Source organism: uncultured Cyclobacterium sp., from assembly GCF_963976465.1.
Classification (GTDB): Bacteria; Bacteroidota; Bacteroidia; order Cytophagales; family Cyclobacteriaceae; genus Cyclobacterium.
Window position 1 is genome coordinate 1 of sequence record NZ_CAXBOC010000082.1, and the last position, 14,033, is coordinate 14,033.

Consider the following 14,033-nt stretch of genomic DNA (forward strand, 5'->3'; position numbering starts at 1 on the left):
ACGCCCAATTGTAGACCTGGAGAAACAAGCCTTGGATACCAAGGATATTTCAACTGAATTCTGCGCCATTCCGGGTGGCAAGGGAGGAAAGTTTAAATGGCCTACCTTATTTGAATTGCATCAGAAACTTTTTGGTGAGGGCTTTGGTGATGCCCACGATGCTGCCTATGATGTAGATGCCACTGCAAAATGCTTTTTCGGCCTTATCAAGGAGGGGGTACAGCCGCCCACTGAGGGAATCTCCCTGGATGCAATCATTTATGAACCACCAAATCTGGACGCGGCAAATTTTGCAGCCGCCAAAGATGAGGTAAAGGTATCCGCACAAAAAATCCTAAAAGCGGCTGATCGTGCAGACATCTCAGACCTAAAGGATACCCCCTTTACGCATTTACATGTTCATACTCAGTTTTCAATTTTACAATCTACCTCTGAAATCCCTGCCATCATTAAAAGAGCAAAGGAGCTAGGGATGCCTGCCTTAGCCATGACTGACCATGGTAATATGATGGGGGCATTTAACTTTGTTAAAGAAGCATTTAACAATGACATCAAACCCATCCTAGGTTGTGAGTTTAACCTATGTAGGGATCGGAAAAATAAATCCAATAAAGACGATGGTTACCAAACAGTTTTATTGGCTAAAAATAAAGCGGGATACCATAACCTCGCCAAACTAGCATCCTATGCAAACATAGAAGGCTTTTACTATGTACCTAGAATAGATCGCGAAGTTTTGGTGCAGTACAAGGGAGACCTTATTGCCACTACAGGGGGGCTATGGGGGGAGGTTCCCTACCTTATTCTCAATGTTGGAGAAACCCAAGCTGAGGAGGCCTTCGTATGGTGGCACGAGCAATTTGGAGAAAATTTCTATATCGAACTAAATCGGCACGGAATACCTGAAGAAGAAAAGGTAAATGAGGTGTTGCTCCAGTGGGCAGAAAAATACAATGTCAAGTATTTTGCTGCCAATAATACCTATTATAATGCCCAGGTAGATGCCAAGTCCCATGACATTTTATTGTGTGTTAAAGATGGTGAACTGGTCGAAAAACCCAAGAAATACATAGGAAAAAGAGGGCGCGAGTATCGTTATGGTTTTCCGAATGATGAGTTTTACCTCAAATCTCCGGAGGAAATGAAAAAACTCTTTGCTGATTTACCAGAAGCCATTTCATGTACCGATGAAATCGTATCCAAAATAGAACCTTTCAAACTTGCTAGAGAAGTTCTATTGCCAAAATATGACATTCCCGAAGAATTTGTTGATCCCCAAGATGATGAAGATGGTGGAAAAAGAGGGGAAAATGCATTTCTGCGCCACCTTACTTATGAGGGAGCAAAAAAAAGATATGGAGAAATCACAGATGAAATCAAAGAACGGCTGGATTTTGAACTGGAAACAATCGAAAGGACTGGTTATCCGGGGTATTTCCTGATTGTTCAGGATTTTACGGGAGCGGCGAGAGAAATGGGAGTATCTGTTGGACCGGGGCGTGGATCTGCCGCCGGATCTGCTGTTGCCTATTGTGTAGGTATTACGAATGTGGATCCTATTGCTTACGATTTACTATTTGAGAGATTCCTTAATCCTGACAGGGTTTCTCTCCCTGATATTGATATTGACTTTGATGATGAAGGCAGACAAAGGGTCATCGAATATGTGATCGAAAAATATGGTGCCAACCAAGTAGCCCAAATCATTACCTACGGAACCATGGCGGCGAAGTCTGCCATTCGAGATACGGCAAGGGTACTGAACCTCCCCCTATCGGAAGCAGACCGGCTGGCCAAGTTAGTAACAGACATCAAACTTAAAGCCCTCTTTGAATTGGCCAATGACAGGGCCAAACTTTCTGCCAAGCTAAAAAACAACAATGACAACCTGGAAAAGGCTTTGGAGTTGATTCGAATTTCTAAAGGAAATGACGACAATTCCAAAACCATAAACCAGGCCAAAGTACTGGAAGGATCCGTGAGAAACACGGGTATCCATGCTTGCGGGGTCATCATCACACCGGATGATATTACCAACTTTGTCCCTGTCGCTTTGGCAAAGGATTCTGAGATGGTATGTACCCAATTTGACAACTCTGTTGTGGAAAGTGCAGGGCTGCTGAAAATGGATTTCTTGGGCCTAAAAACCCTTACCCTAATAAAGGATGCCGTACGCATCATTAAAGAAAGACATGGCATTTTGCTCGATCCGGAAAACTTTCCCATTGACGATGTCAAAACCTATGAACTCTTTCAACGTGGTGAAACAGTAGGTATATTCCAGTATGAATCTGCCGGCATGCAAAAATACATGCGGGAATTAAAGCCAACGGTTTTCGCTGACCTTATTGCCATGAATGCCCTTTACAGACCGGGCCCATTGGAATACATTCCTAGTTTCATTAAGCGGAAGCATGGCTTAGAAACCATCACCTATGATCTGGATGACATGAAGGAATACCTGGAAGAAACCTACGGTATTACGGTCTACCAAGAGCAGGTGATGCTTCTCTCCCAAAAGTTGGCAGACTTTACCAAAGGTGAGGCGGATGTTCTCCGTAAAGCCATGGGTAAGAAACAAAAAAATGTGCTGGATGAGATGAAACCAAAATTCATCAATCAAGCAGCAACAAAGGGTCACGACAGCAAAAAATTAGAGAAAATATGGAAGGACTGGGAAGCCTTTGCATCGTATGCTTTCAATAAATCCCATTCTACATGCTATGCATGGATCGCCTACCAAACCGCCTATCTAAAAGCCCATTATCCGGCTGAATATATGGCTTCGGTTTTGAGCAATAACATGAATGATATTAGCCAAGTAACTTTCTTTATGGAAGAATGTAAACGGATGGGAATACAGGTACTCGGCCCGGATGTCAACGAGTCCAAGAGTGATTTTACCGTAAATATGGAAGGCCAGATTAGATTTGGTATGGCCGCAATAAAAGGTGCCGGTAATGCTGCTGTGAATGCCATTATTGAAGAAAGGGAAGAGAAAGGCTTGTATAAAGATGTTTTTACTTTCACAAAGAGAGTCAACCTAAAAGCAGTCAATAAAAAGACCATGGAAGTATTGGCTATGGCCGGAGGTTTTGACTGTTTTGTAGATTTTCATCGAAGACAATACCTGGAGGCCCCTGACAATGAAGCCACTCTTCTGGAAAAAGCCATTAAATATGCGCAAAAGGTAATACAAGAAGAAGAAAGTTCTCAGGTCTCCATGTTTGGAGATGGGGGAGGATTAGACATCCCTGTTCCTTCCATTCCGGACATGGAACCTTTCAGCCAACTGCAGCAATTGAATATAGAAAAAGAAGTTGTAGGCCTTTATATTTCAGGGCATCCTTTGGATCAGTTTAGGGTAGAAATAGAAGCTTTTACCAATACTGGGCTACCGGAGCTAGCCGATCTTTCACAGTTAAAATCAAAAGGGGAAATCAAACTTGCCGGAGCTGTAACTTCCTTTGCACACCGCACCACAAAAAATGGAAAACCTTTCGGCACGCTTACGATGGAAGATTACCATGGAGGCCACACTTTTTTCTTATTCGGGGAGGACTATGTGAAGTTCAAGGAGTATTTTATGCACAATTGGTTTTTATACATTTCAGGTTCAGTACACCCCAATAAATACAAACCTGCTGAATTTGAATTTAAAATCAATCAAATCACTTTGCTAAATGAGATCCGGGGCAAAATGATCAAGGGATTACGGGTTCATATTGACATGGATGACTTGGGGCTCGAATTGATGGAAAAATTAGAGGCCATCACTCAAAAGTACAAGGGAGATGCAAAACTGTATATCAATATCATTGACAATAAGGAGAATTTGACCTTAGACTTGATCTCTGCAAAATACCGAGTAGATCCTTCCAATGAACTGATCCAAGCACTGGATCAAATCCCGGAAGTAGCTTATAAAATCCTTTGACACAAAAATAATTTCATTGATCTGGAACTTATTAATGTTGAAACTGATTAAGTTATATATTTTATAAAAAACCATAATTACATTAAGATGGCAAAAGCAATTGAAATTACAGATAGCAATTTTGAGGAAGTAATCAAATCTGATCAGCCTGTATTGGTAGACTTTTGGGCGGAATGGTGCGGACCTTGTAAAATGATTGGCCCAATCGTAGAAGAACTTGCAGGAGAATATGAAGGCAAGGCTACCATCGGTAAATTAGATGTTGATGCAAATCAGAACGTTCCTTCTAAATTTGGAATTAGAAGTATACCTACCCTTTTGATTTTCAAAGGTGGAGAGGTCGTAGACAAAGTAGTAGGAGCAGTTCCTAAATCTGTTCTTTCTGATAAATTGGAAGCACAGGTATAAATATATTTTTCCCCATAAAAACAATAGATATTATAAATCTAGGCCTATGGTTTTATCCGCACAAGAGCAATCAAAACTTTAGGTATTCTATTGAAACCATTGCAAAAAATAGTGCTGAAATTAAGTAAGCAGATCAACATAAACGCAATTGTTTTAGATGGGTAGAACTAAAAAAAAAACAAAAAAAGTCCTTCAATTGAAGGACTTTTTCTTATTATATAGGGCAACATTTAATTATTGAATGGATCTACCATTTAAATCATAAACCACTTTACCATCTTTAATGGTCACTTCACATTCAAGTTTTTGGTTGGTAGGCACTTTCTGTCCTGTTCTGTCCCACTGAGTAAATTCACCATTTCTGATGTTTAGGATACTTAAATCCGCTATAGCCCCTTCGGAAAGGTGTCCCAATTCAGTTCTCTTAATTACTTTTGCAGGTTCCCAAGTACTTGCTTCAATAACCTCAGGAAGCTCCATTCCCATGGCCAGAAAAGTAGTCATTACGTTAAGCATGTCCTTCATGGCTGCATTCATGCTTCCAGTGTGAAGGTCAGTACTAATGGTGTTGGGATAAAGTCCGGCAGCTAAAGCTGGAATGGCTTGCTTGAATTCGAAGCTTGCTCCACCATATCCAACATCAAAGATGATCCCTCTTTTTTGTGCTTCTAGTACGAAAGGTTCAAACTCACGAGTTTCTCTATTCACAACTGTTTCTCTGGCCCCGTTTAGTTCAGCATAAGTATGGGTATAAATATCACCAGGCCTTAAACGGTTGAAAAACAATTCCTTGATAGAAAGCGGATCAAAGGCATTGGACCCTCCAAAATCAACAATCACAGGCATGTCTGCAATTCTCCCTGCTTCTACAGCTCTGTCAATTGGAATCCAATCCCGGCTGCCATAATGAGCTACCTTGAAACCAACAACATATTGTTTATTTTGCTTGGCCACCATACCACTAAGTTTGCCATCCATATCACCTGTGTTTTGTTCCCAGGCTCCCCCACGCATGCCTTCACCAACGATATTCATAAAGCTCAATACCCTGGTTTTGCTAGGTTCAATGACATTCTTTTTGAAGGTTTCAAAATTTTTCCATCCGGCACCTCCACAATCAACAATTGTGGTAACACCTACACGAAAGGTAAAACCATCCGGCGGCAATGCAGTCAAACCATCACTTAGGTAATGATTTGGTTTGGTTCCATGAAATACATGACCATGAATATCAATCAAGCCGGGAGTAACAACAAGTCCATCAGCATCAATAACTTTGGCAGCATCGCTTCCTGTTATGGATTCCGCTATTTTGGCTACTTTGCCATCCTTGAGGGCGATATCCATTGTAGCATCAATATCATTCTTCGGATCAATTAACCTACCGCCCTTAATGAGCATGTCATAGGTTTGGGCACTTACCACACCAGAGGTAAATACCATTAAAAATAATACTATTCTATATCTCAAATTCATAAGTTAGGCTTTAGCTTTTTGCAATTCTTCAGCAATTCTTTTGGCAACGATTTTTTCCTCTTTTGGTCTTAGCATAAATACAGTAAGTTTAATTGCATTTTCGCCACCACCAATCACTTCAATGGAAGGAGATCCATTGCGTAATTTTTCTCTCATTTCAGCTTGAGTAAGCTTAATTTTAGCAGGATCCCAACCAATTTCTAAGTATGGAGTATGATTCGCTACAGGTGGTACAGTCACCTCTGTACTTACACTTTCAATACCAGAAACAGCATCGGAAATAAGGGAAATTTTGTCTTCCCATTCCTTCCATTCCTTGTCATGATCTTTTTTGATATACGTTTCAAGTGCCACATACATGCCTAGAATTTCTTCTTTATTGACTTTCATTCCGCGGCCTATGGTGCCTCCTCTTGGTGGTGCGCTTAAGCGAGCAGCTTCTACAAGATCTCTACGCCCCATAAGGATCCCTGCACTTTGAGGGCCTCTTATGGCTTTACCTCCGGAAACACAAACAAGGTCAAAGCCCAAGTCGTTGTACTTCCATAGGTTTTCTACAGGTGGCACATCTGCCGCCATGTCTATCATGGTAGGAATTCCATGTTTTTTACCAAGAGCTACCCACTCCTCATGCTTGATCTTTCCTGATGGACCTTGATAATTCAAGAACCACATCATGGCCGTCTTATCATTTACTGCACGGTCTACATCTGCAGCAGTCTCCACTTCCACAATGTCAACACCTGTATTCGTTAGCGCATGTACATAACCTGTATTGTGAGATTTTTGTACAAGAACCTGAGACTTCATGCCGGTAAGGTCAGGGAGTTGGCTTATTTTCTTCCTGTCCTTTCCTGTAAGCACCCCTGCCGTACCCAACACCATAGCAGACCAACATCCAGCTGTAACGGTAGCGTATTCTGCATGACAAAGAGCGGCAATTTTTTCTCCTACTTTATCCTGGACCTCATCCAACATGATGTAATGATCGGAAGAAAAGTTGATGGTCTGCATTACTTCATCCGGCATCAATGATGCGGTCATGGCTGTATAGGTACCTGCAGCATTCACAAAACTTCTAAGCCCCAATTCTTCAATTACATTCCTTTTGGGTGCTTCTTCTATTGTTTCTCCTTTCACCACAGAAAGGGGAACACCTGCGCCTAGTACTCCTCCTGCCAATGGAAGGGCACCTAATCTTTTCAATAATTTTCTTCTACTTATCATAATAATATTTTAGGAAGATCAGCTGTTTATAAATTTTACACTTATAAACACTTAATCTTCAATTTCAACAATCATTTCAATTTCTAAGGCAATATCACCAGGCAAAGACCCCATACCAACTGCTGATCTTGCATGTCTACCTTTCTCTCCAAAAACTTCCACCATGAAGTCAGAAAAGCCATTCATTACTTGAGGCTGTTCATCAAATTCAGGGCTGGCATTTACCATACCTAGGACTTTAACAATCTTTTTTACCTTGCTCAAGTCTCCAATTTCAGCTTTTAAGGATGTCAACAAATCAATCCCTACCAATTTAGCTGCTGCTCTACCTTCAGTAACGGTAAGCTCTGTTCCAAGCTTTCCTGTAACCATTCCGCCCTCAGGTTTAACAGGACCATGGCCGGAAAGAAATACCAAATTCCCTGTCCGTACTGCCTTGACTATACTTCCTTTGAAAGGCTCGGGGTTTTTTAAAGTGATCCCCATTTTTTTCAATTTTTTCTCAGGACTTTGCGCATGGCTAATGGTAGGCAAAGCAACAAGACTTATGAAAAACAAAAACACTAGTGATTTAAGCATATCTGAATTTATATTTAGTAATTTAATTAGGTCAATCTAGTAATCTTTAGGCTTGTTATTCCCAGTTTTTGGCTCCTATTCCATTTAGGTCCCAAACTATACTGCCTGCTCTTAGGGTCAATTCTGTTTCTAATTTCTTTGAACCTTTAAATGCGGCCCCTGAAGAATCAATAAAGCCAAATTGGCCTTCACGCAATTTGAAAATTGCCAAATCTGCCTCTGCTCCTTCAGATAAGTGGCCTAAATCTTCTCTTTGAATCACCTGTGCAGGTTTCCAGGTAGAAGCTGTAATCGCTTCTTGAAGACTCATTCCCAAATTCATCATTTTAGACACCACATTTAACATGTCTTTCATGCCTCCATTCATGCTTCCTATATGCAAATCTGTACTTATGGTGTTGGGGTAAAACCCTTGTTCAGTGGCCGGAACAGCCACTCTAAATAGAAAGGATCCACCTCCATGTCCCACATCGAATATCAAACCCTTATCTTGTGCTTCAAACCAGTGAGGCCATACCTTACCATCAGCATTCAAGGTACCCTCTTTGGGTCCATGTCCGGAGTGATCTCCCCCATACATATGGGTAAGAATATCACCGGGTCTTAACACATCAAATAGCAAAGTAGACAATGGCAATGCAGGATCTGCTCCACCTAAATCAACCATTACAGGGATTTTAGCCATCTCCGCAGCCTGTACAGCCTTTTTGTAGGGTTCCCACTCATGTCCCCTAAAATGTGCAATCTTCACCCCAATAATTTCCGGGTTTTGCCTTGCAATCATACCCGTCATCTTTGGACTCATGTCTGTGGTGTCCTGCTCGCGAGTAGTCACGCCACTCATACCTTCACCCACTATATTTATAAAAACCAAAACCCTGGTTTTAGAACGCTTGATTACATGCTCTTTATAGGTCTGAAAATTTTTCCAACCCGGACTCCCCGCATCAGCAACAGTGGTAACTCCTGCTCTAAAGGTAAATCCGTCCGGTGGCACTGAAGAAAAGCTATTGTTATAATCTCTATGGGATTCCGTTCCGAAAAAATGATGCCCATGGATATCAATTAAACCCGGCGTTACAATTAACCCTTCCGCATCAATAATTTTTTTCGCTGACTTTTCCTTGATATTTTTAGATACTTTTGCAATTTTTTTATCCTTAATTGCAACGTCCATAACCCCATCAATTTCATTTTTGGGATCAATAACACGACCATTTTTTATCAGTAAGTCATAATCTTGTGCATTGACCTGAAGGACAATGGCCATAAAGAAAATAAATGTAAGCCTTAATAGTTTCATAAGTATAGTTTTTATTCGAAGGTTAGCTTTCCAAAATATTGGGGAAGGTGAAAATCCGGACGATGATTAATCACCTCATTCCAAGTAAAATAATGTGGGTTACTTGTACGTCCTGCAATTTTATAGAAGTTAGCCTTCCAAGTCACTCCCGGTGCCGGATCAGTGATTTCTCTGTGGGCTTTTAATAAAGACAGAGGCACTTTGAATTCAATAAACCAGGTTACCGGTTCTGTGATTTCAGGGTCTACCTTATCCGGCATGGTATGGGCGATTTCTATTTGGCCAATCTCTTCGGGCTTCAAAACCGTAAATTCCTTCCTAGGTTTGGTAACATGGTGAAACAAGGGTACTCCTGAGCAGTTGATCTCCAAATTAAAATATTCCAAGGGAGTGTTGGTGTCCGGTGCGAAGAAAAATTCCACACAGGAGTCACTTGAAACATTCCCGTTCACCTCTTGAACCGTACATTTTACAAACTTATCCTCCACCTTGAATATTCCATAAATATACTCTTTATCATACCTCAGTTTAACCTGAGTTTTAGGAATAAATTTTTCCGGTTTTGGTCCCATATGAAGTGCAATAGAGGCAGCTTTTACTTCTTTCCATTCAGGTTTGTCCCAACTTCCATCAACGGAAATTGGGGCATTTACAAATTTCACAATGTATTCCAAAGTAGACGCCTGTTTATCTTTCATAGCTTCAGGTTTAGGACCTCCTATCAGCCCAAGTATTCCAATTAATATGGAAACAATTAACTTCATATTTTAGCCCTATAAAGTGGATGTTTTTTTAAAATTTACTCAATTTCTTTACGTGCATTGCCAACTTCTATCGCTGAAATACTGGAAGAATTATTCCCAAAACTTTTTCTAATATACGTAAGAACACCCGCAATTTGGGCATCACTAAGAAAAGAATGTGCAGGCATTATGCCGTTGTAGGAAACTCCTTTAACATCTATTTGTCCCTCTAGACCTTGTAACAATACATTAATTAATTGCTTCTTATTGCCTCTAACCCATTTGGTTTGAGATAAGGTAGGAAACCGTGTTCCATCTCCTAAACCATTGCTTTGGTGACAGGTTGCGCAATATACGTTATAGGTTTGTTCACCTATTTCTAGCATACCTTTCTCTAAATTATCTTCTTCTTCAGAAGGCTTTTTAATATTTGTTCTCGTTTTTTTCCTTTCTTCCAATTCGGTCAATGCATCTTCCGTGAAATCTTCTTTATCTCCGGGATACATTATTCTCCAAATTTTACCTTTCACACTTTCAGTAACATAAAGCGATCCGTCAGGCCCCATAGAGATCCCCATGGGACGTGCTGCAGCATCACCTGTATTTACAATGGTATCCAACTGGGCAAATCCATCAGCAAAAACTTCCCAAGGACCTGAAGGTTTCCCTTCTTCAAATGGAACAAAGCCTACAAAATAACCTGCCTGAGGATAAGGCCCACGAATTGTGCTTCCATGAAATGCTACAAATGCACCATCTTTATACCTTTCAGGAAATTGATCTCCTGTATAGAAGAAGAGATCATTGGGGGCATAATGACCCGGAAATCCCATTAAAGGCATGGCTATAGAATCTACTCCGGTGGCCAACTCTTTGTCTCCTCCATATTCAGGGTTCAATAGTTTTTTACCTTGAATATGGTCATAATAATAATAAGGCCATCCGCCATTGGTGCCATCCTCTACTTTGAAAAACTCTTCAGAGGGAAGTACAGCAGACTCCCACCTCGAGTAAAGATCCGGCCAAGTTCGGTAAAGATTGTCTCGACCGTGTTGCACCACATATAGACTGTTTTCTTTTTCATTCCAATCCATGGCAACCACACTCCTTATTCCGGTAGCATATCTATAGCCATCTTCTTGGGTTTGATTTAATTTATTAGCATCAAATCTCCATATCCCACCATGCCACTCAAGTTGAGGACAGGGAAACATCCCAGCCATACCCGGACGCCTGTTAAATTCTTGACAAACATCTCCCGGAGAACCAAAAGGAACATACATATTCCCTTCATTGTCAAATGCCAGTGGCTTGGCGATATGCTCAAATCCATGCTCAGCATTTTTATAATCATCTCTCATGATGAGTTCGGCCTCTCCTTCGGGAACCAATTTTTCAGGATCAATTTTTATTCTAAAAACATCACCCGCAGTACTGAAGTAAAAATACCCGTTGTAGATCTCCATACCGGTACCATAACTTCCATTTTCAGGATAGTCACCAAATACTTTGACAATATCAGCTTTACCATCATTGTCAGAATCTCTTAAGGCAACTATTCCTTGCCCTTCTTCGTTGGCAACACGAAGCTTTACATAAATATCACCATTCTCTCTAACGGTAAGGTGTCTTGCCCTACCTATGCTATCCGCAACCACTACGGCTTCAAACCCACCTGGAAGAGTCAAGCCTCCATTATCTGCGTCTCCTTTTGGTAATTCTACTCCAGATTGACATGCTGCCAAACTAAAAAGCACGAACATCATTAGGTAGTAACCTAAGCGATGTGATTTGTTAAAAGATATATTTTTCATCTTATATAAACTATTAAAGATTTGTCTTTTTAAAATTATGTGGGTGATTCGATTGTTAAATTAGGAAGGTAAGTTATACTGAAATCATAAAATTCCCTTAAAATCAACACGTAATTCTTAAAAAAATTACTTAAGTGGATAAAGTATTATGGAAATGGTTATTTCTAAAATTGACCTGCCAAATTTCATTTAATAAGAGGTGTCAAACTCTGTTTTAGTTTAGATCTATTTTTCTCCTGTCATCATCCTTTAGAATGTCTAGTTATACATATTATTTATAATTATTTGGATTTACAGCATAATTACATAACCTTAAAGCACTGACTAGTAAACCTTAAAGTAAGGATTCCCAAATTAATTACTGAGCATCAACTACGCACCAAATACAGGGCATAGGATGAGCACTGCACTAATAACAAACTTGAAAATAATTTTTAAAAAGGGTGATATCTTGGGTGAAAATAATGACAAAAGTAAGGAAAAAGCCTTCCATTACAAGAATAAAAGGTAAATTATTAACCCTATTTTTGTATTTTTTTGTTAAATATTGATTTTTAGGTTAATTATCGAAGTAAGAAGATTTTGGATTATTGAGAATAAGCCAAACTAAGCGCGGGTTGAAGGTAAAAGAAGGATGTAATCTTTAATTTCCTTCAAGTATTCCATCAATTGTACATTCGCAGGCAGTTTAAGTTTGCCGCCCAGGATTTGGTATCCTGATGCTATAATCTTTGAATCAGGGAATCTTTCACCCAAAGATTGCAAAAAGGGTTCAACTTCCTCGTTTGAAGGGTTTGTGGTAATAGCGGTAACCAAAAATTCAGGTTTGTGTACCTTATAAACATTATTCAGGTCTTCATCGGGCGTATTCTGACCTAGGTAAATAACTTTGTGACCATATGATTTTAATATGTAAGAAGTAAATAATAGAGATATTTCGTGCAGTTCTCCTTCCGGAAGAAACAATAGAAATTTACTCCCGCCTCCACTATACATTTGCCCATCAATGGCCACAATAAGCTTTTGCCTTACCAGGTTTGAAATAAAGTGCTCCTGCCCGGGATGAATACTACCTGTTTGCCATAAAACACCAATCTTTGATAAAAAAGGGTAAATTATGTTGATCATGGTCTGCTCAAAACCTATTTTGAGTATATTGGTAGCAATAATTTTCTCAAACCTTTCTTCATTGAATTCCACCATGGCCAATACCAAAGAGTGAATCTGATCATCATAGGCAAAAGAGCGCTCGGTAAGATGAAGAACTTCTGCTTTCATCTCCTCTACTGACATTTTAGCTATTTTACTTATTTTGATCCCATTATCATTAAGCAAAGCTACGTTAAGAATTAACTTTAAGTCATCGTCATCATAATACCTGATGTTGGTCTCTGTTCTTTTGGGATTAAGTAATTTATACCTTTGCTCCCAAATTCGAACAGTGTGTGCTTTGATACCTGACAATTGCTCTAAGTCCTTTATTGAATATTTACTCATCTACCTTTATTTTTAAAGTACTTCCTAGGTACAATGAATAACCCGAATGAAACAGCTCCATCTTTTTCCCTACTAATATGATGCGCTTGATGCGCACTAAAAATGCCAGCAAGATACCCTTTTTTAGGTCTTGAGAATACCTTGAGCCTCCTGTGTATCAATACATCATGCAAGAAAAAATAACTCATACCGTAAACAGTGATACCTAGCCCTAACCAGAATCTATAATCCCATCCCTCTATCCCCAATAAAATTAGCACAATAGCAATACTTGCAAAAAGGATCGAGAAAAGATCATTGAGCTCAAAGAATCCTTTCGTATGGGTATGATGGGTTTTGTGAATTTTCCATAAAATGCCATGCATTATATACTTGTGTATAAACCATCCGAACAATTCCATGGCCATAAAACCTATAAATGTATAAAACAGAGCGTAAATCATTGTCGTTAAAACTTCTTTCAATCAATTTTGTTTAGTACAAACCTTTTTCTTTTATAAAAGCATTGCCAAAATGGCAAAAAAGAAAAGCAAATTGAAAAAGAGCGTAAGGTGAAGGGGATTCTCCTTTTCAAATGAAGCCTTTCTATGGACCATCTGAATTATGAATGCAACTAAAAACCAAGTGAAATAGTTAGATAAAGGAATGCTTTCTTGATGCCACTGCCAGAAATTCAGTTCAACAGCTACTACTTCGAGGTTTAAATCCAATAGAACCATTAGGGACGCTGCCAAAACTGCCGCAATAAGGTCATTTTTTATCATATTTTGAAAAATCCCCCCCGTCAAATAAACCAATAGGAACCAATTTAGGCCAATTGTTAGCGGAACGCCGAAAACCCTTATTCCCATGACCGAACTGTAGCTGTAGTCCCCAAAAAGCAAACCGGTGTTAACGCCGATGATTTCAGTGATCATCCCAACTAAGAAGGCAAATGTAAAGAAACCAAGAAAGCCCTTGTTAAAATCCCGATGGAAGTAAAGAAGAATACCTGTCACCACCACCAAATGAAAAGGAGTAATCAACTGAAACAGTGCCCGACTCTGTTC

The 14,033-nt window shown here is 39.7% G+C and carries 11 protein-coding genes; 2 read left to right on the plus strand and 9 right to left on the minus strand.

The window, feature by feature from the left end; translation table 11 throughout:
- Both dnaE and trxA read left to right on the plus strand, forming a co-directional pair.
- Window positions 1–3,937: DNA polymerase III subunit alpha (dnaE, locus tag AAC037_RS06755; protein ID WP_339902258.1), on the plus strand; the 3,937-nt coding region annotated here is incomplete at its 5' end.
- An 87-nt stretch (window positions 3,938–4,024) separates the two neighbouring features.
- Window positions 4,025–4,345 (plus strand): thioredoxin, encoded by a 321-nt coding sequence (trxA, locus tag AAC037_RS06760; RefSeq protein WP_339902259.1) that lies wholly within the window; start codon window positions 4,025–4,027, stop codon window positions 4,343–4,345.
- 234 nt (window positions 4,346–4,579) lie between these two features.
- Here the strand turns inward: trxA and AAC037_RS06765 are convergent, their stop codons facing one another.
- The 9 genes from AAC037_RS06765 to AAC037_RS06805 all read right to left on the minus strand — a co-directional run.
- Window positions 4,580–5,821 (minus strand): amidohydrolase/deacetylase family metallohydrolase, encoded by a 1,242-nt coding sequence (locus tag AAC037_RS06765; RefSeq protein ID WP_339902260.1) that lies wholly within the window; start codon window positions 5,819–5,821, stop codon window positions 4,580–4,582.
- Window positions 5,822–5,824: 3 nt separating this feature from the next.
- On the minus strand, window positions 5,825–7,048 hold the full coding sequence (locus AAC037_RS06770; protein ID WP_339902261.1) for an aminotransferase class V-fold PLP-dependent enzyme: 1,224 nt from the start codon (window positions 7,046–7,048) through the stop codon (window positions 5,825–5,827).
- 51 nt (window positions 7,049–7,099) lie between these two features.
- Window positions 7,100–7,627: a RidA family protein gene (locus AAC037_RS06775; RefSeq protein ID WP_339902262.1), complete on the minus strand. Its 528-nt coding sequence runs from the start codon at window positions 7,625–7,627 to the stop codon at window positions 7,100–7,102.
- 55 nt (window positions 7,628–7,682) lie between these two features.
- Window positions 7,683–8,930 carry an amidohydrolase/deacetylase family metallohydrolase gene (locus AAC037_RS06780; RefSeq protein WP_339902263.1) on the minus strand — a complete coding sequence of 416 codons (1,248 nt, stop codon included), beginning with the start codon at window positions 8,928–8,930 and terminating at the stop codon, window positions 7,683–7,685.
- 11 nt (window positions 8,931–8,941) lie between these two features.
- Window positions 8,942–9,628, minus strand: coding sequence for a carbohydrate-binding family 9-like protein (locus tag AAC037_RS06785; RefSeq protein ID WP_339902264.1), 687 nt, complete (start codon window positions 9,626–9,628; stop codon window positions 8,942–8,944).
- 101 nt (window positions 9,629–9,729) lie between these two features.
- Window positions 9,730–11,487: a c-type cytochrome gene (locus tag AAC037_RS06790; protein ID WP_339902265.1), complete on the minus strand. Its 1,758-nt coding sequence runs from the start codon at window positions 11,485–11,487 to the stop codon at window positions 9,730–9,732.
- 606 nt (window positions 11,488–12,093) lie between these two features.
- Window positions 12,094–12,984 (minus strand): MerR family transcriptional regulator, encoded by an 891-nt coding sequence (locus tag AAC037_RS06795; RefSeq protein WP_339902266.1) that lies wholly within the window; start codon window positions 12,982–12,984, stop codon window positions 12,094–12,096.
- Entirely contained in the window at window positions 12,981–13,427 is a 447-nt protein-coding gene (locus AAC037_RS06800; protein ID WP_339902268.1) for a sterol desaturase family protein, read from the minus strand. The genes AAC037_RS06795 and AAC037_RS06800 overlap by 4 nt, the downstream gene beginning before the upstream one ends.
- Before the next feature lie 51 nt (window positions 13,428–13,478).
- Window positions 13,479–14,033 (minus strand): carotenoid biosynthesis protein (locus tag AAC037_RS06805; protein WP_339902267.1); only part of this gene is annotated, 555 nt, incomplete at its 5' end.

Coding starts and splice junctions, on each gene's coding strand:
- trxA (WP_339902259.1), top strand. CDS start 4,025: ATGGCAAAAGCAATTGAAATTACAGATAGCAATTTTGAGGAAGTAATC.
- AAC037_RS06765 (WP_339902260.1), bottom strand. CDS start 5,821: ATGAATTTGAGATATAGAATAGTATTATTTTTAATGGTATTTACCTCT.
- AAC037_RS06770 (WP_339902261.1), bottom strand. CDS start 7,048: ATGATAAGTAGAAGAAAATTATTGAAAAGATTAGGTGCCCTTCCATTG.
- AAC037_RS06775 (WP_339902262.1), bottom strand. CDS start 7,627: ATGCTTAAATCACTAGTGTTTTTGTTTTTCATAAGTCTTGTTGCTTTG.
- AAC037_RS06780 (WP_339902263.1), bottom strand. CDS start 8,930: ATGAAACTATTAAGGCTTACATTTATTTTCTTTATGGCCATTGTCCTT.
- AAC037_RS06785 (WP_339902264.1), bottom strand. CDS start 9,628: ATGAAAGATAAACAGGCGTCTACTTTGGAATACATTGTGAAATTTGTA.
- AAC037_RS06790 (WP_339902265.1), bottom strand. CDS start 11,487: ATGAAAAATATATCTTTTAACAAATCACATCGCTTAGGTTACTACCTA.
- AAC037_RS06795 (WP_339902266.1), bottom strand. CDS start 12,984: ATGAGTAAATATTCAATAAAGGACTTAGAGCAATTGTCAGGTATCAAA.
- AAC037_RS06800 (WP_339902268.1), bottom strand. CDS start 13,427: ATGATTTACGCTCTGTTTTATACATTTATAGGTTTTATGGCCATGGAA.